The following is a 24,323-nucleotide window of genomic DNA, read 5'->3' as shown; positions in this document are numbered from 1 at the left end:
GGACCCAGGGAGCAGCGGCCGGGATCCCGGGCGGGGGCTGGGCGATCGGTCGGGATCCGGGCACAGGTCCGGATCATCGGCCGGGGACCCCGGGCGCAGGTCCGGGTGACCGGTCCAGGATCGCGGGTGCCCGGCGGGGAGACCCTTGCGGACTCCTCGCGGTCCAACGGCAGAGCCACCCCCCGTTCGCGCGGCAGAATGCTCGGAACGGATCGAGAGTCAAAAAAGCTCGGTCAGGTCCGGGCACTATTTAAAGCAGGGGCGCTACGCGCGTAGAGCGGCCCCTTTCCCGAGGAGAGTGCGCCATCGACGCGTCCAGCAGCCCTCCGCTCACCGCAGAGACGACAGCCGCGGTCGAGCTGGCGGGGATCACCAAGCGATTCCCGGGTGTCGTAGCCAACCACGACATCCACCTGTCCGTCCGCAAGGGCACCGTCCACGCCCTCGTCGGGGAGAACGGCGCCGGCAAGTCGACCCTGATGAAGATCCTCTACGGCATGCAGAAGCCGGACGAGGGCACCATCGCGATCGACGGCGAGCAGGTCACCTTCTCGTCCCCGGCCGACGCCATCGCGCGCGGCATCGGCATGGTCCACCAGCACTTCATGCTGGCCGACAACCTGACCGTGCTGGAGAACGTGGTGCTCGGCAGCGAGAAGCTGTACGGCATCGGCGGCAACGCCAAGAAGAAGATCCGCGAGATCTCCGACCGCTACGGCCTCGGCATCCGCCCGGACGCCCTGGTCGAGGACCTCGGCGTCGCCGACCGGCAGCGCGTGGAGATCCTCAAGGTCCTCTACCGCGGCGCCAAGACCCTGATCCTCGACGAGCCCACCGCCGTCCTGGTCCCGCAGGAGGTCGACGCGCTCTTCGACAACCTGCGCGAGCTGAAGTCCGAGGGCCTCTCGGTCATCTTCATCTCCCACAAGCTGGGCGAGGTGCTGTCCGTCGCCGACGACATCACCGTCATCCGGCGCGGTACGACCGTCGGCACCGCGATCCCCTCCCAGACCACCCCCCGCCAGCTCGCCGAGCTGATGGTCGGCAGCGAGCTGCCCACCCCGGAGACCGCCGAGTCCACGGTCACCGACCAGGCCGTCATCACCGTGCGGAACCTCACCGTCTACGCCGCCGGCGCCTCCCTCGGTCCCGAGGCGGAGCCCGCCCCCGCGGCCAGCGGCGGCACCGGCGTGCTGATCGCGGAGCCCGGCGACGGCGCCAAGCGCGTCCTCGACGACGTCACCTTCACCATCCACGCCGGTGAGGTCATGGGCATCGCCGGCGTCGAGGGCAACGGCCAGACCGAGCTGATCGACGCGCTCATCGGCACCCGGCACGCCGACTCCGGCGCGATCGAGTTCCTCGGCGAGGACGTCACCGGCTGGGCCACCCGCAAGCGCCGCGAGGCCGGCGTCGGCTACATCCCCGAGGACCGGCACCGCCAGGGCCTGCTCCTGGAGTCCCCGCTCTGGGAGAACCGCATCCTCGGCCACGTCACCGAGAAGCCCAACGCGAGGGGCTTCTGGCTCGACATCAAGGGTGCCCAGGCCGACACCCGCCGGATCGTCGAGGAGTACGACGTCCGCACCCCCGGCATCGACGTCACCGCCGCCTCCCTCTCCGGCGGCAACCAGCAGAAGCTGATCGTCGGCCGCGAGATGAGCCACAGCCCGAAGTTCCTGATCGCCGCCCACCCCACCCGCGGTGTGGACGTCGGCGCCCAGGCGCAGATCTGGGACCGCATCCGCGACGCCCGCCGCGAGGGCCTGGCCGTGCTGCTGATCTCCGCCGACCTCGACGAGCTGATCGGCCTGTCGGACACCCTGCGGGTGATCTACGACGGAAAGCTGGTCGCGGACGCCGACCCGGCCACCATCACGCCCGAGGAACTGGGCTCGGCCATGACAGGTGCCGTCACCGGCCACCTGGAGCATCACGATTCCGACGGTGTGTCCGGGGAGGACCAGGACCGATGAAGAAGTTCGACAAGGAGCGGGTGCTCCTCGCGGTGGCCGGCCCGGTCATCGCGCTCGTCCTGGCGATCGCCCTGACGTCGATCGTGCTGCTGGCCTCGAACCGCAACCCGTTCGAGCCGTACGTGCTGATGCTCCAGCAGCTGCCGTACTCGGACATCCAGGTCCTGATCGTCAACCAGGCGGCGATGTACTACATCGCGGCCATCGCGGTCGCCCTCGGCTTCCGCATGAACCTGTTCAACATCGGCGTCGACGGCCAGTACCGGCTCGCCGCCGTGATGACGGCCGTGGTCGGCGCCAACATCGGCCTGCCCGCCTTCCTGCAGATCCCGATGCTGCTCCTGGTCGCCATGTTCACCGGCGCCTTCTGGGCCGGCATCGCGGGCGTCCTCAAGGTCACCCGAGGGGTCAGCGAGGTCGTCGCCACGATCATGCTGAACGCCATCGCCACCAGCCTGATCGGATACGTCACCCTCTCCAACGTGTGGGGCGTCCAGGTCGGCAACAACATGACGACCGGCGTGATGAAGAAGTCCGGCTGGTTCCCGGGCATCAACCTGGGCTCCGACGTCGGCGAGATCTACGGGATGGTCTTCGTCGCCATCGCCCTCGGCGTCGCCTACTGGGTGGTCCTCAACCGCACCCGCTTCGGCTTCGACCTGCGCGCCACCGGCGCCTCCGAGTCGGCGGCCGCGGCCTCCGGCGTCGACGCCAAGCGCATGGTCCTGATCTCCATGCTGATCTCCGGTGCCGTCTCCGGCCTCGCGGGCCTCCCGCTGCTGCTCGGCGACTCCCACACCTACAGCCTGGACTTCCCGGCCGGCCTCGGCTTCACCGCCATCGGCATCGCCCTGCTCGGCCGCAACAACCCCGGCGGCATCGCCTTCGCCGCCCTCCTGTGGGCCTTCCTCGACAAGGCCTCGCCCGCCCTCGACTACGCCACCCCGGTGGCGTACGAGAAGGAGATCGCCACGATCATGCAGGGCCTGATCGTCTTCTCCGTCGTCATCTCCTACGAAGCCGTACGCCAGTGGGGCCTGCGCCGCCAGCAGCGCCAGGTCGGCGCGGAGCTCGCCGCGGCCGCCGCCCAGAACACCAAGAAGGAGGTGGCGGCCTGATGTCCACCGCGACCATCGCCAAGCCGCAGGCGACCCAGCCCGGCAAGGGCGGCCGCCGAATGTCGCTCCCGGTACTCCTGCTGGTCATCGCGGGAGTCCTGGTCCTCACCTCGGCCGTGCGCATCATCACCGGCGCCGAGGGCATCACCTCGACCGGCCAGATGTCCACCGCGCTGCGCCTCGCCGTCCCGATCGGCCTCGCCGGTCTCGGCGGCCTGTGGGCCGAGCGCGCGGGCGTCGTCAACATCGGCCTCGAAGGCATGATGATCCTCGGCACCTGGTTCGGCGCCTGGGCCGGGTACCAGTGGGGCCCGTGGGTCGGCGTGGTCTTCGGCATCCTCGGCGGTGCGCTCGGCGCCCTGCTGCACGCCGTCGCCACCGTCTCCTTCAACGTCAACCACATCGTCTCCGGTGTGGCCCTGAACATCCTCGCCCTGGGCGCCACCCGCTACCTCTCCAAGTTCACCTTCGAGAACGCCCCCGGCGGCTCCTCCAAGCAGTCCCCGCCGATCGACTCACTGGGCACCTTCAGCGTCCCCGGCCTGTCCGACTGGCTGGACACGCTCAACGGGAAGCACTGGTTCCTGATCTCGGACGTCGCCGGCCTGGTCGGCGGTCTGCTGACCGACCTCTCCCCGCTGACCGTCGTCGCGGTCGCCCTGGTCCCGATCACGTGGTGGGTGCTGTGGCGCACGGCCTTCGGCCTGCGGCTGCGCTCCTGCGGCGAGAACCCGGTCGCGGCCGAGTCCCTCGGCGTCAACGTCTACAAGTACAAGTACATCGCCGTGATCATCAGCGGCGGTTTCGCCGGCCTGGGCGGCGCGTTCCTCTCCATCGTCGCCTCCAACGTCTACCTGGACGGCCAGACGGCCGGCCGCGGCTACATCGGTCTCGCCGCGATGATCTTCGGCAACTGGATGCCGGGCGGCCTCGCCCTCGGCGCCGGCCTGTTCGGCTACACCGACAGCCTCAACCTGCGCGGCGGCACGGTGAACGTCCACGCGCTGATCCTGCTGATCGCGATCCTGCTGGTGTTCGGCGCGGCCTACCTCGCCTGGCGCAAGAAGTACGTCCCGGCCGTCGCCACGATCGTCATCTCGGCCCTGATGTTCGTCTGGTACGCCTCCACCAACGAGGTCCCGCGTCAGCTCGTGACCGCGACCCCGTACATCGTCACCCTGCTGGTGCTCTCGCTGTCCGCGCAGTCCCTGCGGATGCCGAAGGCGGACGGCCTGCCGTACCGGAAGGGACAGGGCAAGTGACGCCCGGCGCCGGGCTCGACTGGGAGGCCCTGCGGGCCGAGGCACGGGAGGCCATGTCCCACGCCTACGCCCCGTACTCCGGCTTCCCGGTCGGGGTCGCGGCCCTGGTGGACGACGGCCGTACGGTCTCCGGCTGCAACGTGGAGAACGCGTCGTACGGCCTCGGCCTGTGCGCCGAGTGCGGACTGGTCTCCGAGCTCCAGCGCACCGGTGGCGGCCGGCTCACGCACTTCACCTGCGTGGACGGCACGGGCGGACTGCTCGTCCCGTGCGGCCGCTGCCGCCAGCTGCTCTACGAGTTCGGCGGCCCGGACCTCCTCCTGGACACCCCGGAGGGCGTCCTGCCCCTCTCCGAGATGCTGCCCCAGGCCTTCGGCCCGGCCCATCTCACCAAGTAATCCCGTACGGCCCCTCCCCGCCCGTCCGCGCGGAGGGGCCGTGCGCTTCGCAATGCTTCGAAGGGAACGTCATGGCCATGGACGCCATCTCCGTCATCCGCACCAAGCGGGACCGCGGTGAACTCACCGACGAGCAGATCGACTGGGTCATCGACGCGTACACGCGGGGCGAGGTGGCCGACGAGCAGATGTCGTCGCTCGCGATGGCCATCCTGCTCAACGGCATGAACCGCCGCGAGATCGCCCGCTGGACCGCCGCGATGATCGCGTCCGGCGAGCGCATGGACTTCTCCGCCCTGTCCCGCCCGACGGCCGACAAGCACTCCACCGGCGGCGTCGGCGACAAGATCACGCTGCCGCTCGCCCCCCTCGTCGCCGCCTGCGGCGCGGCCGTCCCGCAGCTCTCCGGCCGCGGCCTCGGCCACACCGGCGGCACCCTGGACAAGCTGGAGTCGATCCCCGGCTGGCGCGCCCTGCTCTCCAACGAGGAGATGCTGAACGTCCTGGACACGACCGGCGCCGTGATCTGCGCGGCGGGCGACGGCCTGGCCCCCGCCGACAAGAAGCTCTACGCCCTGCGCGACGTCACCGGCACGGTCGAGGCGATCCCGCTGATCGCCTCCTCGATCATGTCGAAGAAGATCGCCGAGGGCACCGGCTCCCTGGTCCTGGACGTGAAGGTCGGCACCGGCGCCTTCATGAAGACCGTCGAGGACGCCCGCGAGCTGGCCTCGACCATGGTGGGCCTCGGCACCGACCACGGCGTGAAGACGGTCGCGCTCCTCACCGACATGTCCACCCCGCTCGGCCTGACCGCGGGCAACGCCCTGGAGGTCCGCGAGTCGGTGGAGGTCCTGGCGGGCGGCGGCCCGGCCGACGTCGTCGAGCTGACGATCGCCCTGGCCCGGGAGATGCTCGACGCGGCGGGCATCCGCGACGCCGACCCGGCGAAGGCGCTGGCCGACGGTTCGGCGATGGACGTCTGGCGCCGGATGATCGCGGCCCAGGGCGGCGACCCGGACGCGGTCCTGCCGGTGGCGAAGGAGCAGCACGTGGTGAAGGCCGCCTCCTCGGGCGTCCTGACCCGCCTCGACGCCTACGGCGTCGGCGTCGCCGCCTGGCGCCTCGGCGCGGGCCGCGCCCGCAAGGAGGACCCGGTGCAGGCGGGCGCGGGCGTCGAACTCCACGCCAAGCCCGGCGACACCGTCACCGCGGGCCAGCCCCTCCTCACCCTCCACACGGACACCCCCGAACGCTTCGAGTACGCACTCCAGGCGGTCGAGGGTTCCTACGACATCGAGGCGGCCGGTACGGACTTCACGGCGTCGCCGGTCGTGCTGGAACGTATCGCCTGACCAGGGGATTGCTCGATCGGGTGAACGGGATCGGTGGACCTGCGCCGGTCCCGTTCGGCATGCTGAGATCGGTGACGCAACCGAAGGAGACCGCCATGAGCGCACTCACCGTGGGCCACGACCCCGAGCAGAGCTGGGACGAACTCGTCCAGTTCTGGGAGGAGATGGAATGGCCTGAGGGCAGCAAGGTGGAGATCATCGAGGGGATCGTCACCGTGTCACCTGCTCCCGCATCCCGCCACAACGTGATCGCGGCGCGCATCCAGCGCCGCCTCTACAGCGTGGTTCCCGAGGACTTGGAGATCTTCCAGACTCTCGCCATCGCGGTGCCGTCGCGTCTGGGCATGCTCATCCCGGACCTGTTGGTGGCACCCGTGCAGGACTGTGCGGAGGCGGAATCCCACATCCCGGCCGCGCTGGCCGAGTTGGTCGTCGAGGTCACTTCCAAGTCCAACGCCCGCCACGACCGCGTCAGCAAGCCCGCCGCCTACGCCACCGCGGGCATCCCGCTCTACCTCCTGATCGACCGCTGGGCCCCCGGTGGCCCCACCGCGACGCTCTACGGCGAGCCGAAGGGCGATGTCTACCGGGTCCTCAGCGCGGTCAAGTTCGGCGACCCCATCAAGCTGCCGGAGCCGTTCGGCCTCACGATCGACACCGCGGAGTTCCCCGCCGACTGACCGGCGCGTCATCCCAGCAGCGCCGCCACCACGACCAGCACCGGCACCGACAGCACCGTCGACAGCAGGATCGAGTCGCGGGCCAGTTCCTCGCCGACCCGGTAGGTGCTCGCGTACGTGTACAGGTTCTGCGCGGCCGGGAGCGCCGAGGTCACCGTCACGTCCAGCAGGGGCGCCCCGTGCAGGTCGAAGACGGCCGACGCCAGGGCCCACGCGGCCAGCGGCTGGCCCACCGCCTTCAGGGCCACCGACAGGAACACCGGGTGGCGTTCGCGGCCCCGGCCGGGGAGTCTGCTGCCGCGCAGGGAGATGCCGAAGGCGAGCAGGACCGCCGGGACGGACATGTTGCCGATCAGGGTCAGGGGGTCCATGACCGGGCCCGGGACGTGGATCCCGAGACCCGAGACCGCGACGCCGGTGAGGGAGCCGATGGCGATCGGATTGCGCAGCGGGGTCAGCAGGCGGCGCCACCAGGGGCCCTTCTCGCCCGCGCCAGACAGGTCGAGCACCGTCAGGGCGACCGGGGTGAGCAGCACCACCTGGAACAGCAGCACCGGGGCCACCAGCGACGCGTCGCCCAGCACGTACACCGCGATCGGGATACCGAGGTTGCCGGAGTTGACGTAGCTGGAGCACAGCGCGCCGATCGTCGTACGGCCCACACCCCAGCCCCGTACGACACCCACCGTCACGAACGCGCCCGCCGCCGCTGCCGTGGACAGGGCCGTCACCAGGAGGCGGCTGGAGAAGACCACCGCCAGGTCGGCCTTCGCGAGGGTGGTGAACAGGAGCGCGGGGGAGGCGACGTGGAAGGCGAGCTTCGTGAGGACCTCGCGGCCGTTCGCCCCGAGGTGGCCGCCGCGGCCTAGGACGTAACCGACGCCGATCACGATCGCGATCACCGCGAAGCCGCTCAGCACCCCCTGCACGGGACCCCCTCGGCGCGCGGAAGGCCGTCGGGTATGCGGGTGGGTGCCAGGGGCGGTGCGGATCTGTGGGACATACACCTGACCCTCTGGTGCCGGTCAGGTGCAGGTCAACCTTGTGATCCTTGCGGACACCGCGCGTACCGATGAGTTGCCGGGTCCTCACCGGTCTACCGCTCGTGGATGCCGTGACCCCCGCCGTGCTCGTGCTGGCCGGCCCCGTCGCCAGGGACGAGGTGCCGGGGCTCTGTGACGACGTGCGGGCGCTGCTGCGGGGCGGCGGGACCCGGACCGTCGTCTGCGACGTCGGCGGTCTGGGACCGCCGGGCCTCGCGGCCGTCGACCTGCTGGCCCGGCTGGAGCTGACCGCCCGCCGGGCCGGTGGCCGCATACGACTGCGCGACCCCGACCCCGCGCTACGCTCCCTGCTCCGGTTCGTCGGACTCCGCATCCAGCTGGAGGGGGAGGTCGAAGAGCGGGAACCAGCGCTTGGTGTCGAGGAAGAAGTGGAACCCGGTCAGCCGTCCGTCTGAGATCTCCAGGACCTGGATCGACCACGGGGTCCAGCCGCCGGTGTCCGGGTCGGGCTTGTACTGCGCGAACCCGGGCAGGCCGTTGACCTGGACCGGGAACAGCCGGGAGCCCTCGCAGGCCGAGCCGAGGGTGGTCATGAAACCGGCGATGTCGTCGTGACCGGTGAGCCACAGGTCGAACGGCGGCATCGTCATGACGGCGTCCTCGTGCAGGAGCGCCGTCAGCGCCGTCATGTCGTACCCCTCGAAGGCCGCGACATAGCGCTCGAGGAGTTTCTGCTGCTCCTCGTCCAGCGGGTCGGAGACCTCGGCGGCGGCGCCCGACTGCTGCTGCTCCGCCAGCGTGGCCCGGGCCCGCTGCAGGGCGCTGTTCACCGAGGCGACCGAGGTGCCGAGCAGTTCGGCGACCTCGCTCGCCTTCCAGGCCAGTACCTCGCGCAGGATGAGCACCGCCCGCTGCTTGGGCGGCAGCTGCTGGAGCGCGGCCATGAACGCCAGCCGGATGGACTCCTTGGCCACGGCCGCCTCCGCCGGGTCGTCCACGGTCGGCAGGACGCGCGCGTCCGGCACCGGCTCCAGCCAGGTGTTGTCGGGGCGGGGGGAGAGCGCCGCCTGGGCCAGCGGCGTCGACTCGGACAGGTCCATCGGGCGGGCCCGCTTGGTGCCCGCGTTCAGCATGTCCAGGCAGACGTTGGTCGCGATCCGGTACAGCCACGACCGCAGGCTGGAGCGGCCCTCGAACGTGGCGTAGCTCCGCCAGGCCCGCACCAGCGTGTCCTGCACGGCGTCCTCGGCCTCGAAGGAGGAGCCGAGCATCCGGTAGCAGTACCCGGTCAGCTCGGTCCGGTGCTTCTCCAGTGCGACGTCCAGCTCCGCGGTCGCCGTGCTGTTGGTCATGCCGTCCACCCACCCCACGTGGCCTTTTCACGCGCCTTCGCGCTCCAGCACTTGAAAGCTAGCGCAGGGGACTGACAATGGCGGCCGTTGTTCGGGAACGTGCAGGTGGGGCTGGGTCGGCCCTAGGGGGGTGGGGTGCGGGTTCCGGTTGCGAGTGCGGCGCCGCGGGGGTTGGTCGCGCAGTTCCTCCCCCCTAGCCTTCGGCCGGGGGGACCCCCAGCGCCCCTTTCGGGGCGCTTCAGTGGGCGCCGGCCATGACGTGGCGGCGGGCCGCCAGGGAGCCGAGGACCGTGATGGTGACCACACCCGCTACCGCCAGGAGGCCGACGCTCACCGTGCCCGACCAGCCCTGGGCGTGGAACGCCAGCGCGCCGACCGTGCTGCCCGCGCTGGAGCCGATGTAGTACGCGGACTGGTAGAGGGCCGAGGCCTGGGCCCGGCCGTGGGTCGCCGTCTTGCTGACCGCGGAGGAGGCCACCGCGTGGCCCGCGAAGAAGCCCGCGGTGATCAGGACGAGGCCGAGCAGGACCAGCGGGAGCGAGTCGGCCAGGGAGAGCAGCAGGCCGGTGGCGGTCGTACCGCCGCCCAGGTAGAGGGCGCCCCGGCGGCCGAGGCGGCCCACCAGCCGGCCCGCCGCGGACGCCGACACCGTGCCGACCAGGTACACCAGGAAGATCGAGCCGATGATGCCCTGGGGGAGCGAGAACGGCTCCTCGGTCAGGCGGTAGCCGATCACCGTGTAGACACCGCCGAAGACGGTCATGAAGAGCGCGCCGATCGCGTACAGGCGGCGCAGCAGCGGGTTGGCGAGGTGGTCGCGGACCGTGCCGAGCAGACGGCGCGGGTGCAGCGAGCCCGCCGTGAAGTGCCGCGGGGCGGGCAGCAGCAGCCGGAAGGCCACCGCGCAGCCGACCGCGACCACGCCGATGGTGCCGACGGCGACCCGCCAGCCCCACTCCTGTGCCACCCAGCCGGTGATGACCCGGCCGCTCATCCCGCCGACGCTGTTGCCCGCGACGAACAGGCCGATGGCCGTCACCAGCGCCTTCGGGCGGACCTCCTCCGCCAGGTAGGCCTGCGCCGAGGCCGGCAGACCCGCCAGCGCCGCGCCCTGGACGCCGCGGAGCACGACCAGCACGGCCAGCGAGGGCGCGAAGGGGACCAGCAGGCCGACGGTCACCGCCACCGCCAGCGACGCCGTCATGACCGTACGGCGCCCGAAACGCTCGGACAGGGCGCTCATCGGGATGACGAACAGCGCCAGACCGCCGGTCGCCGCCGCCACCGTCCAGCTGGCGTCGCTCGCGCTGACCCCGAAGCCGTCGGAGATCAGGGGCAGCAGCGCCTGCGTGGAGTAGAGGAGGGCGAAGGTCGCGACACCGGCGAGGAAGAGCGCGAAGCTCATCCGGCGGTAGCCGGGACCGCCCGGGGTCAGCCGGGAGTCGGCGGGAGGAGCGGACGGGACGGCGACCACGCTGGTGGACGCCTCGGTACTGGCGGGAGACATGCTTCGAACGTACGGACCCCTTGTTGATCCGTCCAATGCATGGAATCGCCATAATCGTTCCCATGGAGCATCAGCAGAGGTCGGCGGGGCGGCTGTCACCGTCCAGTGACACAGAAGACATGACGATGTCGCTGGCGCCCCGCCTCGCGTACTTCGCCGGAGTGGCCCGCACGGAGCACGTCACCAGGGCCGCGCAGGAGCTGGGCGTCCCCCAGTCCACCCTCTCCCGCGCGGTGGCCCGCCTGGAGGAGGACCTCGGCGTCGACCTCTTCAGCCGCCACGGCCGCACCGTCTCGCTGACCCCCGCCGGCCGCACCTTCCTCACCTCGGTCGAACGCGCCCTCGCCGAGGTGCGGCGCGCCGCCGACGAGGTACGTGCCGACGCCGACCCCGCCACCGGCAAGGTCGCCTTCGGCTTCCTGCACACCATGGGCGCGGAGACGGTCCCCGGCCTGCTCCAGGCGTTCCGGCTCGACCATCCCCGGATCCGCTTCAGCCTCGTCCAGAACTACGGCGAGGCGATGCTGGAGAAGCTCCGCGCGGGGGAGCTGGACCTCTGCCTGACCTCCCCGGTCCCGGACGCGCCCGACCTGGTGGCCCGCCGCCTGGACGAACAGAAACTCCGCCTGGTGGTCCCGGCCGACCACCGCCTGGCCACCCGCAGACGCGTCCGCCTGGTGGAGGCGGCCGAGGAGACCTTCGTGACCCTGGAACCGGGCTACGGCCTGCGCCGCATCACCGACGACCTGTGCCAGGAGGCCGGCTTCAGGCCGCGTATCGCGTTCGAGGGGGAGGAGGCCGAGACACTGCGGGGCCTGGTGGCGGCGGGGCTGGGGGTGGCCCTCCTCCCGCCACCCGCCTTCCCCCGCCCCGGAGTCGTCGAACTGACGGTCACGGCCCCGAGAGCGGCGCGGGAGATCGGCGTGGCCTGGCTGGAGGGCCACCCGGACACCCCACCGGTGGCCGCCTTCAAGAAGTTCCTGCTCTCAAGAAGAGGCAACTTGCTCCCGACCTAGTGTGCAGGCGCCCCTTCAGGGGCGCTGGGGGTACCCCCGGTCGAAGGCTGGGAGAGGAACTGCGCGACCAGCCACCACGCACCCGCACCCCGAACACCCACGAACCCCCCACCCCCTACCGCCTCAACGACTTCCCGAACCCCGCAGCCAACGGCATCCGCAACCCGATCGGCGGCGGCGCGGCCAGCGCATCCTCCACCGGCCGCGACACCGCACACCCGTACAACGCCCCCATCACGAAGTCCGAGGCCAGCGCGAGCACTTCGTCCCGGTGCTGATGCAACCCGTGCCCGTCGGAGTGCACCTCGAACCGGCACACCTCCCGGTTCGCCTTCTTCGCCCGCGCCGCCAGCCGGAACGACAGCTCCGGATCGGTCCGTTCGTCATTCGTGCCGTGCACGATCAGCACCCGGCGACCCGCCAGCTGCCGAACCGGTTCGTCAGGCGCCGCCACATCCGCCTCCGGCAGCCACGGGGCGATGGACACCACCGAGTTGACGGCCTCGTGGCCCCCCGCACGCAGCGCCGCCCGGCCGCCCATCCCGACGCCCAGCAGGCAGACGGGCACGTCGCCGTACCGCCGTACCACCTCGTCGGCCGCCCAGTTCGCGTCGCCCGCGAGGTGCGCCTCGCTGCCGTTCCAGCCGCGGTAGCGGTAATGGACGACATGCGCGGCGAGGCCCTCGTCGCGGCCGTCGCGGGCGAGCCTGCGGCCGAGCGCGCGGACGAACGCCGTCGCCCATACGAGGGACGGCTTGCGCGCGGAGTTCTCCTCGCCGCCCGGGAGCAGCAGGACCGCTCCGCTCACCGTCGTCGGCTCCTGGCCGACTGCCCTGCCCAGTCTGGCCGTTCGCACCGGTGTCGCTTGCTGTGCCATGACAGAACAGTGTCAGAAGTCGCGGTGGACCTGACCTGTCCGTGGGGTCACCGTTGCGTATCGACGGAGAGGGAAAAAGTCGGGTGCCGGGCGATCTACGCGCGTAGGAGTTACAGTGCGGAAATGACGAGCCAGAGCACCGCGAACACCCCGACGCCGGACCAGATCCGCCGGGCGCCCAAGGTTCTGCTGCACGACCACCTCGACGGCGGCCTGCGTCCCGGCACGGTCGCCGATCTCGCCCGGGAGACCGGGTACACCCAGCTCCCGGAGAGCGACCCCGACAAGCTCGGCATCTGGTTCCGGGAGGCCGCCGACTCCGGCTCGCTGGAGCGGTACCTGGAGACCTTCTCGCACACCGTCGGCGTGATGCAGACCCGGGACGCGCTGGTCCGGGTCGCGCGCGAGTGCGCCGAGGACCTGGCCGAGGACGGCGTCGTCTACGCCGAGGTGCGCTACGCCCCCGAGCAGCACCTGGAACAGGGGCTGACCCTGGAGGACGTCGTCGAGGCCGTCAACGAGGGCTTCCGGCAGGGCGAGGCCCTCGCCCGGGAGGGCGGCCGGCGGATCCGGGTCGGCGCCCTGCTCACCGCCATGCGGCACGCGGCCCGCTCCCTGGAGATCGCCGAACTCGCCAACCGCTACCGGGACCTGGGCGTCGTGGGCTTCGACATCGCCGGCGCCGAGGCCGGTTACCCGCCCACCCGGCACCTCGACGCCTTCGAGTACCTCAAGCGCGAGAACCATCATTTCACCATCCACGCGGGTGAGGCCTTCGGACTGCCGTCCATCTGGCAGGCCCTGCAGTGGTGCGGCGCCGACCGGCTCGGGCACGGCGTGCGGATCATCGACGACATCCAGGTCGACGACGACGGCACGGTCAGGCTCGGCCGGCTCGCTTCCTACGTCCGTGACAAGCGGATCCCGCTGGAGCTGTGCCCCAGCTCCAACCTCCAGACCGGAGCCGCCGACTCCTACGCCGGCCACCCGATCGGACTGCTCCGCCGGCTGCACTTCCGCGCCACCGTCAATACGGACAACCGTCTCATGTCCGGCACCAGTATGAGCCGGGAATTCGAGCACCTCGTCGAGGCGTTCGGTTACACGCTCGACGACCTCCAGTGGTTCTCCGTCAATGCGATGAAATCAGCGTTCATTCCTTTCGATGAACGCCTTGCCATGATCAATGACGTCGTCAAGCCCGGATATGCAGAGCTGAAATCCGAATGGCTGTTCAGGCAGACCGCTTCCACCAGCGGTTCTGTCGATCCGAAGGGCTGACGCGGCATCCGGACGGGGTGCGGAATGCGGGCGGGCTTTCACAAGCCGTCCGCATTTCGTTGTTTGCGGCGGGCGGTCCGCCATGTTTACGGTCGTGGACCGCTCAGCATGTTATCGATCCCTCGTCACCGCATTCCAAGGACGCATCAACGATGAAGCAGTCTGCTGCCAAGACCCTCGGTGTCGCCGCCCTCGGTGCCGCCTTCGCCGCCGTCGGCGCGGGCGCGGCCAACGCGGCCCCGGCCGTCCCGGACTCCTCCCAGGCCCTGGACACCGTCACCAAGACGCTGCCGGCCGAGAACGTCTCCAAGGCGCTGCCGGGTGCCGGGGAGGCCGTGACGCAGGGGCAGAGCGCCCTCGGTGCCGGACTGACCGCCGTCCAGCCCGCCGTCCGGCAGGTCCTCGCCGGCGGCCCGACCAAGCCGGTGGCCGGCCTCCTCGGCGGACTGCCGGTGCAGGGCCTGCCCACCCACGGCCTGCCGGTCAACGGGATTCCGCTCGGCTGACCCTCTCCCCGGCCGGGCGGTGACACCGTCGGGGCGCCCCGGACCGTTCCGGGGCGCCCCGACGGCGTTGTCGTACCGGGGGATCACCAGGCGGCGGCCTTCTCCTCCGAGGGGAGGAGGATCCACAGGGCTATGTAGAGCAGGAACTGCGGGCCGGGCAGCAGGCAGGACAGCAGGAAGACCACCCGCATCGTGGTGGCGGAGGTGCCGAAGCGCCGGGCCAGCGCGGCGCACACTCCGCCGATCATGCGGCCGTGGGTGGGGCGGGCGAGGCTGGACATCTGCGGCTCCTTCGTGAGCGTCCGGTGCGAGAAGGCCCGTACGGCCCCTCGTCTGTCCACCACGGTACGGAGACGAACCGGGTCGAAGCGTCGCTCTACGGGGCGATCCCGACCCTGGGAATCGTCGGGGTACGACCCTGAGCCGGGTCCTCCTGGAGGACGGCGGCCGACCGCTCCCGCCGGTGCCTGCGGCGGAGCCGGGCCCGGGCCGCCGGGACCACCGCGAGGTGCGCGACGACCACACCGACGGTGTTCAGCAGGATCGAGTCGACGTCCACCACCCGGCCGGGCACCCCGGTCTGCAACAGGGCGATGCCCAGCGAGAGCAGGGCGGCCGTGGTGGCCGTGCCGACCAGGGAACCGAGCGGGGAGACGCGGACCCTGCCGTTCGCCATCGGCAGCAGCACCCCCAGCGGTGCGAGCAGCGCGAGCCCCTCACCGATGCGGTGCACCGCCTCGCGCGGGCCCAGCGCCAGGTCGGCCCGGATGCCGGCGAACGGATGCAGGTTGGCGGGCATCACCCAGGGCACGTCCAGCGGGCGCAGCATCAGCCAGGCGACGAGCGCGAGGTGTGCGGCGAGGAGAACACCCCCTGCCGCACGGACCCGAATCCCGGCGCTCCCGCCGATGAACCCTTGACGCTGCACGCCCCTCAAGACGCCCCCGCGCACCCGAACGGTTCCGGACCGGGGCGTGAGCCCTCCAACACGCGCCCCCGACAGCGCCCCTGAAAGGGGCGCGGGACTGTATTCGATATGCGGCTACCGCCGCGCGGGCGCGATCAACCGAATGCGACCGGCACCCGCCCCACAACCCGAGGTGGTACCCCACTGGGCGCCCCGGCCCCCCTCACCCGGAAGTGACCTCACCGGACGGCGGCCGGTTCCCGCTCGGAGAGTTCCGCACCGCGTCCGTGCACGCGTACCGCCGCAACGGCTCCGGCCCCGGACCCCCGAGGATCACCGACCCGTCGCCTTCCGCGGCCGCCGAGTCGGACAGCGTGCACACGATCTGGGCGAGGGCGTACGACGTCAGCTGCGGCGGCGACGTGCTCAGCCGCAGCGTGTCGTCGGGGTCCCCGCGCCGCGGCCCGCCGACGCTCATCCCGCCGCGCACGTACGTCGTGTAGCCCGCCTCCTGCTCGGCGGCCGACGGCGTCTCCGCGAGCTGGTCCAGCAGCCCCTGGGCGACGATCACCCGCCGCTTGGCGACCGCCGTGCCGTCGGGGACGCGCACCTCCCGGTCGACGGTCACCAGCGAGGCCCCGCACAGCAGGAACACCTGCACCGGCACCCCCTGCGAGGACTGCGCCGACAGATCGGGCTGGGTCATCGAGCACGGCACCCGCGACGGCGCCCCGCCGAAGTCGGTCGGCACCTCCGTCGCCCGGATCCCGCACCCGGCGAGCGCGAGCGCGAGCGCGGCGACGCCCAGGAGTCTTCGTACGTGCATCACGCGCCCTTCTCCCCGGCGTCCCCGGTCCCCCCGGCGTCCCCGGCGTCCCCGGCGTCCTTCGTCTCCTCGGTCAGCGCCGAGGCGTCCCGGGGCAGCCGGAGCGTGAACACCGCGCCGCCCTCGGGGGAGTTGGCGGCGGTGATCGAACCGCCGTGGATGCGGGCGTTCTCCGTCGCGATGGACAGGCCCAGGCCGCTGCCCTCGGAGCGCGGCCGGGAGGCGCTGGCCTTGTAGAACCGGTCGAAGACGTGCGGGAGCACGTCCTCGGGGATACCGGGACCGTGGTCGCGGACCGCGATCACCAGTTCGCCGCCCTCCTGCTGGTCCATCCGCACCGACACCCGCACCGGCGAGCCGCCGTGCTTGAGCGCGTTGCCGATCAGGTTGGCGAGGATGACGTCGAGGCGGCGCGGGTCGAGGCGGGCGTGGATGCCGCGCTCGGCGTCCAGGTCCACCGCGTCCAGCCAGGCGCGGGCGTCGATGCAGGCGGTGATCTGGTCGGCGATGTCGACGTCGTCGAGGACGAGGCGGGCCGTGCCGGCGTCGAAGCGGGTGACCTCCATCAGGTTCTCGACGAGGTCGTTGAGGCGGCGCGTCTCGCTGACCACCAGCCGGACGGCGGGCTCGATCATCGGGTCGATGGAACCGGACTCCGCCTCCAGCTCCTCCTCCAGGATCTCCGTCACGGCGGTGATCGCGGTGAGCGGGGTGCGCAGCTCGTGGCTCATGTCGGCGACGAACCGCCGGGACGCCTCGTCGCGGGCGGCCATGTCGTCGACCCGTTTCTCCAGCGCCTCGGCGGCGTCGTTGAACGTCCGTGACAGATCCGCGAGTTCGTCGGTGCCGGAGACCCGCAGCCGGGTGTCGAGCCGGCCCTCGCCGAGCCGCCGCGCGGCGACACCCAGCCGGTGCACCGGCTTCAGCACGGTCGTGGCGGCGGCCTGCGCGAGCAGCGCGGAGCCGATCAGCGCCAGCGCGGTGGCGATACCGAGCGACCAGGCGAGGGAGTTGAGGTCCTTCGCCTCCGGTTCGAGGGACTTCATCATGTAGCCGGTCGGTCCGCCGCCGCTCAGCCGCGTCCCGGCGACGAGATACGGCGTGCCGTGGTCGACGACGCGCTGCCAGTACAGGTGGTACGCCGACTTGTTGGCGTCGGTGATCTTCTGCTGCTTGTCGACGGCCCTGCGCAGCGACGCCGGCACCTCGTCCAGCGCGAACCCGCTGAGCCCGCCCGAATTGCCGTACACCACCTTGCCGTCGGCGCCGTCGCCGACCAGGAGCACGCTGAAGCGCTGGCTGCTGTTGGCCATCTGCCCGGCCGTGCGCTGCAGTTCGTCCTGGGTGGGATGGACGGGCAGGGCGCCGGCCCGGTTCTGCATCTCCTGCTGGAAGTCGCGCAGCACCGCGTCCTGGGTACGGGTGAGCACGGCCTCGCGGTTGAGCCAGTACGCGATGCCGGACGCGGACACCGCGGCGGTCAGCGCGACGAGCCCGAAGACGACCACGAGCCGTAGCCGCAGACTGGTGAAACGCAGCCGGGACACGGCTCCCTTGCGATCCGCGGCCCAGCCGCGGAAACCCTCCTGCCGGTCCGTCACTGAGGGGCGTCCAGGCGGTAGCCGACACCACGCACGGTACGGATCAGGGTCGGGGACGAGGGCACGTCCTCCACCTTCGCGCGCAGCCGCTGCACGCACGCGTCCACCAGCCGGGAGTCACCGAGGTAGTCGTGCTCCCAGACCAGCCGCAGCAACTGCTGCCGGGACAGCGCCTGCCCGGGACGCCGGCTCAGCTCCAGGAGCAGCCGCAGCTCCGTCGGGGTGAGCTGGAGGTCCTCGCCGTTCTTCGTCACGGTCATCGCCGACCGGTCGATGACGACGTTCCCGAACGTCGCCGAATCGGTGGACTCCCGCTCCCCGCGCCGCAGCACCGCCCGGATCCGGGCGTCCAGCACCCGGCCCTGGACGGGCTTGACGACGTAGTCGTCGGCACCGGACTCCAGGCCGACCACCACGTCGATGTCGTCGCTGCGCGCGGTCAGCAGGATGATCGGCAACTGGTCCGTGCGCCGGATGCGCCGGCACACCTCGAACCCGTCGATCCCGGGCAGCATGACGTCGAGGACGATCAGATCGGGCCGCTGCTCACGCAACAGCTTCAGACCGTCCTCACCGGTCGCAGCGGTGGCCACCCGGTGTCCCTGGCGCGTCAGTGAGAGCTCCAGGGCCGTACGGATGGCGTCGTCGTCCTCGATCAGCAACAGGGAAGGCACGGGCTCATTCTGGCCCATGAGGGCCCTGTCGTACGACCTGTGCTGTCGGAGCCGCCGAACCGGCATGGCACCACCCCCTGTGCGCCCGTTGTGGAACGTCCGTGCCGGACCCCTGTGACAGGTCTGTGACAGTCGGCGGATACGGCCGTGAAGGTGGCCCGGCAGAGTTCTCGGCACGGGCAACCGAGCAAGTGGGAAGCCCGGGCAGACCGAACTACCGGAAGTCCACGACGGGGGGCGCGAGATGAACACGCTGATCGGTCACAGCACCAGCGCAGTGATCACGCGTCTGCACGACGTGCACCGGGGTTCCGAGAAGTCCGGTGCCGTGAGCGGGCGGGGGTGCGCTCGCGGCACCGGGCGGCAGCACACCGCCTACATGACGGTGGTCGACGGGGGGACGGGGGAGACCGGCGCAGCGGCGTACGGGGAGGACCAGGGGGAGCGCCGCTCGCTGACGGAGGCGGAGTTCACCGCCTACGTCCAGGAGCGCCGCGCCTCCCTGTACGCGACCGCCTACCACCTGACCGGCGACCGCTTCGAGGCCGAGGACCTGCTGCAGAGCGCGCTGTTCTCGACGTACCGGGCGTGGGAGCGGATCAGCGACAAGGCGGCCGTCGGCGGCTACCTGCGCCGGACCATGACCAACCTGCACATCAGCGCCTGGCGGCGCCGCAAGCTCAACGAGTACCCGACCGAGGAACTGCCGGAGACGCCCGGCGACACGGACGCGATGAGCGGCACCGAGCTGCGCGCGGTCCTGTGGCAGGCGCTCGCCCGGCTCCCCGAACTCCAGCGCACCATGCTGGTCCTGCGTTACTACGAGGGCCGCACGGACCCGGAGATCGCGGAGATCCTCGACATCAGTGTCGGCACGGTGAAGTCCAGCATCTGGCGGTCGCTCCGCCGGCTGCGCGAGGACGAGGTCCTCAGCTTCGGCCGTGACGAGGAGGACGCCTTCGGGGAGCTCGTGGCCTGAAGGTAAGGGGATCCGGGGGGATCCCGACGGGGAAACCGGGGGAAACGGGGGCCCGGGGGAGGGTCCGGGGGGACCCACGGGGGAAACGAGTCCGGGGGGACTCGGAAGCACGGGGGAGCTCCGCCACGGGGGACACGGGGGTGTTCGGCGGAGCGACGGGGGAAGCGGGACTGGAGGGCCGGGGGGTCCGTCCAGTCCCGCTTTTTTCATGCTTCGCCCACGACGCTCAGTGGCCTCACTCCGCGACGCTCAGCCGCCTCACTCGCGACGCTCAGGCCGTCTTGGCCAGGACGTTCAGGCCGCCGGGGCCTGGGTGCGGTCGCGGCTCTGCCGGCCCACCGCGGCCGCCGCCATCCGGCTCAGCGCCTCGTCCCGGTCGCACGGGTGGGCGCCCAGGGACACCTGGCGGGCCACGATCGCGCGCTCCGCGCGCATCAGCCGCCAGCCGCGGCGCAGCAGGAAGGGCACCGACTTGCGGCCCTCCCTGAGGTCGCGCAGGAAGCGGCGCCGGAAGGTCTTCACCGGACCCCGGCTGAGACACAGCGCGTCGGCCAGCAGGCCCAGCTCGCGGCAGCGCTCCACGATCTCGGCGGCGAAGATGCCCTCCGCGATGAACAGCGGGGTGCGGCCGATGTGCAGGGTCTCCTCACCGGTGCGGGCGCTCAGCGAGATGTCGTACACGGGCACGCCCGCCGAACCCGTCGCGCACAGCCGGCCGATGGCCTCGACCGCGACCTCCGCGTCCCAGGACTCCGGGTGGTCCCAGTCGATGTCCGAACTCCCCGCCACCAGCGGCAGGGTCGGGTCGTCGCCCTCCTTGTAGAAGTCGTCGAGACGCAGCACGGGAAGCCCGGAACGGGCGGCGACGAGGGACTTGCCCGAACCCGAGGGGCCGCACAGCAGCACGACGCGGGCGGGGGGCGGAGGATGAATGCTCACGGAACACCAGTTTGACGTATGGGGAGCCTCCTGCCGACCCCGCGGGTCGGCTTTTGAGCGTGAGTCACACCTCAACTACCCTGTGTGCCGACACGATCACTTAGCGCACCCGAAGGTGGCACCAGCGATGTCCCGACCCGCGTCCTCCCCGAACCCGACCGCCCAGCGCGCGCTGATCGCTCTGGCGACCGCCTCCGTCGCGCTCGGCGCGGGCGCCGCGACGGCCGCCGCGGCCCCGCAGCCCGCGCAGGACGCCGTGCGGCACCGGCCCACCTCCGTCAGCCCCGTCGACCCGCAGGCGGGACTGACCGCGCTGGGCGGTCTGCTGCCGTACGTCACAGGACCGGTGGCGGGCCTGAAGCCCAACCCGCTCGCGGGCACCGGCGTCGACCCCCTGGACAACGGCGTGGGCACACAGCTTGCCGACTTCAAGCCGCTGACCTCCAAGCCGCTGACGGAACCGGTGGCGGAAGCCCCGTCGATCGGGGACGTGCCGGTGGTGGGGCAGTTGCTCCTGGGGGGCTGAAAGCAGCGGGGAACCGCGGGCCCGTCCTGACCGGCCGACGGTTCGCCGCGTCCCCGGTGGTCGCCGACCCGGAGACGGCGGATGTCGGCTCATCTGTACGGAGCCGACGCCGCGGGAAGACGAAGAGCCGTGCTCCCCTTGGACGCAGGGGAAGCACGGCTCGCCGGTTTCGGGCTCGTGGTCAGTACGCGGAGCCCGACGCGCCCAGGGAACCCGTCGGGTGCCACACCGTCTTCGTCTCCAGGAACGCCGTCATGCGGTCGGTCCCGGGCGTCGCCGTCCAGTCGTCCACAGCCTGTGGGCGCAGGACGCGCTTCAGGTTGTCGGCCGCCGCGATCTCCAGCTCCTTCGCCAGCGCCTCGTCCGCGCCCGCGAGGTCGATCGCGTTGACGTCCTGGTGGGACGCCAGGGTCGGCGCGATCTCCTTCGTGCGGCCGGAGAGCACGTTGACGACGCCGCCGGGGACGTCGGAGGTGGCGAGCACCTCGGCGAGGGAGAGGGCCGGGAGCGGCGCCCGCTCGCTCGCCACCACGACCGCCGTGTTGCCGGTGGCGATCACCGGGGCGATCACCGACACCAGGCCGAGGAACGAGGACTCCTGCGGGGCCAGGACGGCCACCACGCCCGTCGGTTCGGGGGAGGAGAGGTTGAAGTAGGGGCCCGCGACCGGGTTGGCGCCGCCGACCACCTGGGCGATCTTGTCGGTCCAGCCCGCGTACCAGACCCAGCGGTCGATCGTCGCGTCCACGACCGCGGCGGCCTTGGACTTGCCGAGGCCCTCCGCGTCGGCGACCTCGCGCACGAACTGGTCCCGGCGGCCCTCCAGCATCTCGGCGGCGCGGTAGAGCACCTGGCCCCGGTTGTAGGCGGTGGCCCCGGCCCAGCCGCCGAACGCCTTACGGGCCGCGACGACCGCGTCCCTGGCGTCCTTGCGGCTCGACTGCGGCGCGTTGGCCAGCCAGTTGCCCTTTGCGTCGGTCACCTCGTACACCCGGCCGCTCTCGGAACGCGGGAACTTCCCGCCGACGTACAGCTTGTAGGTCTTGAAGACGCTCAGACGGTCGTTGCGGTCAGACATCGAGGTATGCCTCCAGGCCGTGACGGCCGCCCTCGCGGCCGAAGCCCGACTCCTTGTAACCGCCGAACGGCGAGGTGGGGTCGAACTTGTTGAACGTGTTGGACCAGACGACGCCCGCGCGCAGCTTGTTCGCGACGGCCAGGATCCTGGAGCCCTTCTCCGTCCAGATACCGGCGGAGAGGCCGTACTGCGTGTTGTTGGCCTTCGCCACCGCCTCGTCGGGGGTGCGGAAGGTGAGGACCGACAGGACCGGGCCGAAGATCTCGTCACGGGCGATGGTGTGCGCCTGGGTGACGTTCGTGAACAGCGTCGGTGCGAACCAGTAGCCCGCGGACGGGAGTTCGCAGGCCGGGGACCAGCGCTCGGCGCCCTCCGCCTCGCCCTGCTCGGCGAGCGCGGTGATCCGGGCCAGCTGCTCGGCCGAGTTGATCGCGCCGATGTCGGTGTTCTTGTCCAGCGGGTCGCCGAGCCGGAGCGTCGACAGGCGGCGCTTGAGGGAGTCGAGCAGCTCGTCGTGGATCGACTCCTGGACGAGCAGACGGGAACCCGCGCAGCAGACCTGGCCCTGGTTGAAGAAGATCCCGGTGACGATCCCCTCGACGGCCTGGTCGATCGGGGCGTCGTCGAAGACGATGTTGGCGCCCTTGCCGCCCAGTTCGAGGGTGAGCTTCTTTCGGGTGCCCGCGACGGTCCGGGCGATCTCCTTGCCGACGGCGGTGGAACCGGTGAAGGCGACCTTGTTCACGTCGGGGTGGGCGACGAGCGCGGCGCCCGCGTCACCGTAGCCGGGGAGGATGTTGACGACACCCCTGGGCAGGCCCGCCTGGCGGCAGACGTCCGCGAAGAAGAGCGCGGACAGGGGGGTCGTCTCGGCGGGCTTGAGGACCACCGTGTTGCCGGTGGCGAGCGCCGGGGCGATCTTCCACGCGAGCATCAGGAGCGGGAAGTTCCAGGGGATGACCTGGCCGGCGACGCCCAGCGGCCGCGGGTTCGCGCCGTAGCCCGCGTGGTCGAGCTTGTCGGCCCAGCCCGCGTAGTAGAAGAAGTGCGCGGCGACCAGGGGGAGGTCGGCGTCCCGCGTCTCCTTGATGGGCTTGCCGTTGTCCAGGGTCTCCAGGACGGCGAGCTCGCGGCTGCGCTCCTGGATGATCCGCGCGATGCGGAAGAGGTACTTGGCCCGCTCGGAGCCCGGCAGCGCGGACCACATCTCGAAGGCCTTGCGGGCCGCCTTCACGGCCCGGTCCACGTCCTCGGCGCCGGCTCGGGCGACCTCGGAGAGGACCTCCTCGGTGGACGGGCTGACCGTCTTGAAGACCTTGCCGTCCGCCGCGTCCGTGAACTCGCCGTCGATGAAGAGTCCGTAGGAGGGGGCGATGTCGACGACGGAGCGGGACTCGGGCGCCGGTGCGTACTCGAAAGCGGTGGTCATCTTTTCCTTGGCCATGGTGATCAGTCCACCGTCACGTAGTCGGGGCCGGAGTAGCGGCCGGTGGCCAGCTTCTGACGCTGCATCAGCAGGTCGTTCAGGAGCGAGGAGGCGCCGAAGCGGAACCAGTGGTTGTCCAGCCAGTCCTGACCCGCGGTCTCGTTGACCAGGACGAGGAACTTGATCGCGTCCTTGCTGGTCCGGATGCCGCCGGCGGGCTTCACGCCGACCTGGACGCCCGTCTGCGCACGGAAGTCGCGCACGGCCTCCAGCATCAGGAGGGTGTTCGCGGGGGTGGCGTTGACGGCGACCTTGCCGGTGGAGGTCTTGATGAAGTCGGCGCCCGCCAGCATGCCGAGCCAGGAGGCCCGGCGGATGTTGTCGTACGTCGACAGCTCGCCGGTCTCGAAGATGACCTTGAGCCGGGCGGCGGCCCCGCAGGCCTCCTTCACGGCGACGATCTCGTCGTACACCTTGCGGTAGTTCCCCGCGAGGAACGCGCCGCGGTCGATGACCATGTCGATCTCGTCGGCGCCCGCGGCCACGGCGTCCCGCACGTCGGCGAGCTTCACCGGCAGGGCCGCGCGGCCCGCGGGGAAGGCGGTCGCGACGGAGGCGACCTTGACGGACGAACCGGCGACGGCCTCCTTCGCGGCGGCCACCATGTCGGGGTAGACGCAGACGGCGGCCGTGGCGGGGGTCGTACGGTCCGTGGGGTCCGGGTGGACCGCCTTGGCGCCGAGCGCCCGGACCTTGCCCGGGGTGTCCGCGCCTTCCAGCGTCGTCAGGTCGACCATCGAGATGGCGAGGTCGATGGCGTACGCCTTCGCGGTGGTCTTGATCGAACGGGTGCCGAGCGAGGCGGCACGCGCCTCCAGGCCGACCGCGTCGACGCCGGGCAGCCCGTGGAGGAAGCGGCGCAGCGTGCTGTCGGACGCGGTGACGTCAGCAAGTGCGTGGGGTGCGGTGGTGGGCATGGTCACCAGCCGAGCATATCTACGCGCGTAGCGGCTGTACACCCCGAGCGAGCGGTTC

Annotated in this window: 25 protein-coding genes; 12 read left to right on the top strand and 13 right to left on the bottom strand. The window is 71.4% G+C overall.

Annotated elements, in window-relative coordinates; translation table 11 throughout:
* Positions 1 to 305 precede the first annotated feature (305 nt).
* The 6 genes from AB0958_RS28090 to AB0958_RS28065 all read left to right on the top strand — a co-directional run bounded on the left by AB0958_RS28090 (position 306) and on the right by AB0958_RS28065 (position 6,789).
* The gene (locus tag AB0958_RS28090; RefSeq protein WP_366893273.1) at positions 306 to 1,976 is read left to right on the top strand and encodes an ABC transporter ATP-binding protein; all 1,671 of its coding nucleotides are present in this window, start codon (positions 306 to 308) and stop codon (positions 1,974 to 1,976) included.
* Positions 1,973 to 3,094 (top strand): ABC transporter permease, encoded by a 1,122-nt coding sequence (locus AB0958_RS28085; protein ID WP_366893260.1) that lies wholly within the window; start codon positions 1,973 to 1,975, stop codon positions 3,092 to 3,094. The genes AB0958_RS28090 and AB0958_RS28085 overlap by 4 nt, the downstream gene beginning before the upstream one ends.
* The gene (locus AB0958_RS28080) at positions 3,094 to 4,356 is read left to right on the top strand and encodes an ABC transporter permease (RefSeq protein WP_366893258.1); all 1,263 of its coding nucleotides are present in this window, start codon (positions 3,094 to 3,096) and stop codon (positions 4,354 to 4,356) included. Before AB0958_RS28085 ends, AB0958_RS28080 begins: the two co-directional genes overlap by 1 nt.
* Positions 4,353 to 4,754, top strand: a complete 402-nt coding sequence (locus tag AB0958_RS28075; protein ID WP_366893257.1) for a cytidine deaminase — start codon at positions 4,353 to 4,355, stop codon at positions 4,752 to 4,754. Before AB0958_RS28080 ends, AB0958_RS28075 begins: the two co-directional genes overlap by 4 nt.
* Positions 4,755 to 4,825: 71 nt before the next feature.
* The gene (locus AB0958_RS28070) at positions 4,826 to 6,109 is read left to right on the top strand and encodes a thymidine phosphorylase (RefSeq protein WP_360563820.1); all 1,284 of its coding nucleotides are present in this window, start codon (positions 4,826 to 4,828) and stop codon (positions 6,107 to 6,109) included.
* Between the two features lie 95 nt (positions 6,110 to 6,204).
* Positions 6,205 to 6,789, top strand: coding sequence for a Uma2 family endonuclease (locus tag AB0958_RS28065; RefSeq protein WP_366893256.1), 585 nt, complete (start codon positions 6,205 to 6,207; stop codon positions 6,787 to 6,789).
* 8 nt (positions 6,790 to 6,797) lie between these two features.
* Here AB0958_RS28065 and AB0958_RS28060 read toward each other — a convergent pair whose 3' ends face one another.
* Positions 6,798 to 7,718, bottom strand: a complete 921-nt coding sequence (locus AB0958_RS28060; RefSeq protein ID WP_366893255.1) for an AEC family transporter — start codon at positions 7,716 to 7,718, stop codon at positions 6,798 to 6,800.
* A 143-nt stretch (positions 7,719 to 7,861) separates the two neighbouring features.
* On the opposite strand from AB0958_RS28060, the gene AB0958_RS28055 reads away from it, so the two are divergent.
* Complete coding sequence (locus AB0958_RS28055; RefSeq protein WP_366893272.1) at positions 7,862 to 8,248, top strand: STAS domain-containing protein; 387 nt, start codon at positions 7,862 to 7,864, stop codon at positions 8,246 to 8,248.
* Here the strand turns inward: AB0958_RS28055 and AB0958_RS28050 are convergent.
* Together AB0958_RS28050 and AB0958_RS28045 are read right to left on the bottom strand one after the other, a co-directional pair.
* A complete protein-coding gene (locus AB0958_RS28050) occupies positions 8,132 to 9,145 on the bottom strand; it encodes a sigma-70 family RNA polymerase sigma factor (RefSeq protein WP_366893254.1) in 1,014 nt (337 codons plus the stop codon). The genes AB0958_RS28055 and AB0958_RS28050 overlap by 117 nt on opposite strands.
* A 238-nt stretch (positions 9,146 to 9,383) precedes the next feature.
* Entirely contained in the window at positions 9,384 to 10,652 is a 1,269-nt protein-coding gene (locus AB0958_RS28045; protein ID WP_366893253.1) for an MFS transporter, read from the bottom strand.
* Positions 10,653 to 10,714: 62 nt separating this feature from the next.
* Between AB0958_RS28045 and AB0958_RS28040 the strand changes: the two genes are divergently transcribed.
* On the top strand, positions 10,715 to 11,668 hold the full coding sequence (locus AB0958_RS28040) for a LysR family transcriptional regulator (RefSeq protein WP_366893252.1): 954 nt from the start codon (positions 10,715 to 10,717) through the stop codon (positions 11,666 to 11,668).
* A 115-nt stretch (positions 11,669 to 11,783) separates the two neighbouring features.
* Here the strand turns inward: AB0958_RS28040 and AB0958_RS28035 are convergent, their stop codons facing one another.
* The gene (locus AB0958_RS28035; protein ID WP_366893251.1) at positions 11,784 to 12,545 is read right to left on the bottom strand and encodes an alpha/beta hydrolase; all 762 of its coding nucleotides are present in this window, start codon (positions 12,543 to 12,545) and stop codon (positions 11,784 to 11,786) included.
* A gap of 123 nt (positions 12,546 to 12,668) precedes the next feature.
* Here AB0958_RS28035 and AB0958_RS28030 point away from each other — a divergent pair, with 123 nt between their 5' ends.
* Together AB0958_RS28030 and AB0958_RS28025 are read left to right on the top strand one after the other, a co-directional pair.
* Positions 12,669 to 13,826 carry an adenosine deaminase gene (locus tag AB0958_RS28030; protein WP_366893250.1) on the top strand — a complete coding sequence of 386 codons (1,158 nt, stop codon included), beginning with the start codon at positions 12,669 to 12,671 and terminating at the stop codon, positions 13,824 to 13,826.
* A 152-nt stretch (positions 13,827 to 13,978) separates the two neighbouring features.
* Positions 13,979 to 14,332, top strand: coding sequence for an ATP-binding protein (locus AB0958_RS28025; RefSeq protein ID WP_366893249.1), 354 nt, complete (start codon positions 13,979 to 13,981; stop codon positions 14,330 to 14,332).
* 83 nt (positions 14,333 to 14,415) lie between these two features.
* Here the strand turns inward: AB0958_RS28025 and AB0958_RS28020 are convergent, their stop codons facing one another.
* The 5 genes from AB0958_RS28020 to afsQ1 all read right to left on the bottom strand — a co-directional run bounded on the left by AB0958_RS28020 (position 14,416) and on the right by afsQ1 (position 18,340).
* The gene (locus AB0958_RS28020) at positions 14,416 to 14,613 is read right to left on the bottom strand and encodes a PspC domain-containing protein (protein ID WP_366893248.1); all 198 of its coding nucleotides are present in this window, start codon (positions 14,611 to 14,613) and stop codon (positions 14,416 to 14,418) included.
* Positions 14,614 to 14,708: 95 nt separating this feature from the next.
* A complete protein-coding gene (locus tag AB0958_RS28015) occupies positions 14,709 to 15,260 on the bottom strand; it encodes a VanZ family protein (RefSeq protein ID WP_366893247.1) in 552 nt (183 codons plus the stop codon).
* A 202-nt stretch (positions 15,261 to 15,462) separates the two neighbouring features.
* Positions 15,463 to 16,065, bottom strand: coding sequence for a hypothetical protein (locus AB0958_RS28010; protein ID WP_366893246.1), 603 nt, complete (start codon positions 16,063 to 16,065; stop codon positions 15,463 to 15,465).
* On the bottom strand, positions 16,065 to 17,666 hold the full coding sequence (locus AB0958_RS28005; RefSeq protein ID WP_366893245.1) for a HAMP domain-containing sensor histidine kinase: 1,602 nt from the start codon (positions 17,664 to 17,666) through the stop codon (positions 16,065 to 16,067). Before AB0958_RS28005 ends, AB0958_RS28010 begins: the two co-directional genes overlap by 1 nt.
* Complete coding sequence (gene afsQ1 / locus AB0958_RS28000; RefSeq protein WP_177232965.1) at positions 17,663 to 18,340, bottom strand: two-component system response regulator AfsQ1; 678 nt, start codon at positions 18,338 to 18,340, stop codon at positions 17,663 to 17,665. The genes AB0958_RS28005 and afsQ1 overlap by 4 nt, the downstream gene beginning before the upstream one ends.
* Before the next feature lie 244 nt (positions 18,341 to 18,584).
* Between afsQ1 and AB0958_RS27995 the strand changes: the two genes are divergently transcribed.
* Positions 18,585 to 19,319 carry a SigE family RNA polymerase sigma factor gene (locus tag AB0958_RS27995; protein ID WP_132891284.1) on the top strand — a complete coding sequence of 245 codons (735 nt, stop codon included), beginning with the start codon at positions 18,585 to 18,587 and terminating at the stop codon, positions 19,317 to 19,319.
* A 294-nt stretch (positions 19,320 to 19,613) separates the two neighbouring features.
* Here the strand turns inward: AB0958_RS27995 and AB0958_RS27990 are convergent, their stop codons facing one another.
* Positions 19,614 to 20,258: a uridine kinase gene (locus AB0958_RS27990; protein WP_366893244.1), complete on the bottom strand. Its 645-nt coding sequence runs from the start codon at positions 20,256 to 20,258 to the stop codon at positions 19,614 to 19,616.
* 127 nt (positions 20,259 to 20,385) lie between these two features.
* On the opposite strand from AB0958_RS27990, the gene AB0958_RS27985 reads away from it, so the two are divergent.
* Positions 20,386 to 20,784 (top strand): hypothetical protein, encoded by a 399-nt coding sequence (locus AB0958_RS27985; protein WP_366893243.1) that lies wholly within the window; start codon positions 20,386 to 20,388, stop codon positions 20,782 to 20,784.
* A gap of 181 nt (positions 20,785 to 20,965) precedes the next feature.
* Here the strand turns inward: AB0958_RS27985 and AB0958_RS27980 are convergent, their stop codons facing one another.
* Genes AB0958_RS27980 through deoC form a run of 3 tightly spaced genes read right to left on the bottom strand, consistent with a single transcriptional unit; the run spans position 20,966 to position 24,265 of the window.
* Positions 20,966 to 21,862 carry an aldehyde dehydrogenase family protein gene (locus tag AB0958_RS27980; RefSeq protein ID WP_366893242.1) on the bottom strand — a complete coding sequence of 299 codons (897 nt, stop codon included), beginning with the start codon at positions 21,860 to 21,862 and terminating at the stop codon, positions 20,966 to 20,968.
* A complete protein-coding gene (locus AB0958_RS27975) occupies positions 21,855 to 23,291 on the bottom strand; it encodes an aldehyde dehydrogenase family protein (RefSeq protein WP_366893271.1) in 1,437 nt (478 codons plus the stop codon). Before AB0958_RS27975 ends, AB0958_RS27980 begins: the two co-directional genes overlap by 8 nt.
* 20 nt (positions 23,292 to 23,311) lie before the next feature.
* Positions 23,312 to 24,265 (bottom strand): deoxyribose-phosphate aldolase, encoded by a 954-nt coding sequence (deoC, locus tag AB0958_RS27970; RefSeq protein WP_360526212.1) that lies wholly within the window; start codon positions 24,263 to 24,265, stop codon positions 23,312 to 23,314.
* Positions 24,266 to 24,323 lie beyond the last annotated feature (58 nt).

Origin of the sequence: Streptomyces sp. NPDC006655, assembly GCF_040703965.1 — a bacterium.
GTDB lineage: Bacteria > Actinomycetota > Actinomycetes > Streptomycetales > Streptomycetaceae > Streptomyces.
This window is presented reverse-complemented; position numbering and strand designations above follow the sequence as displayed.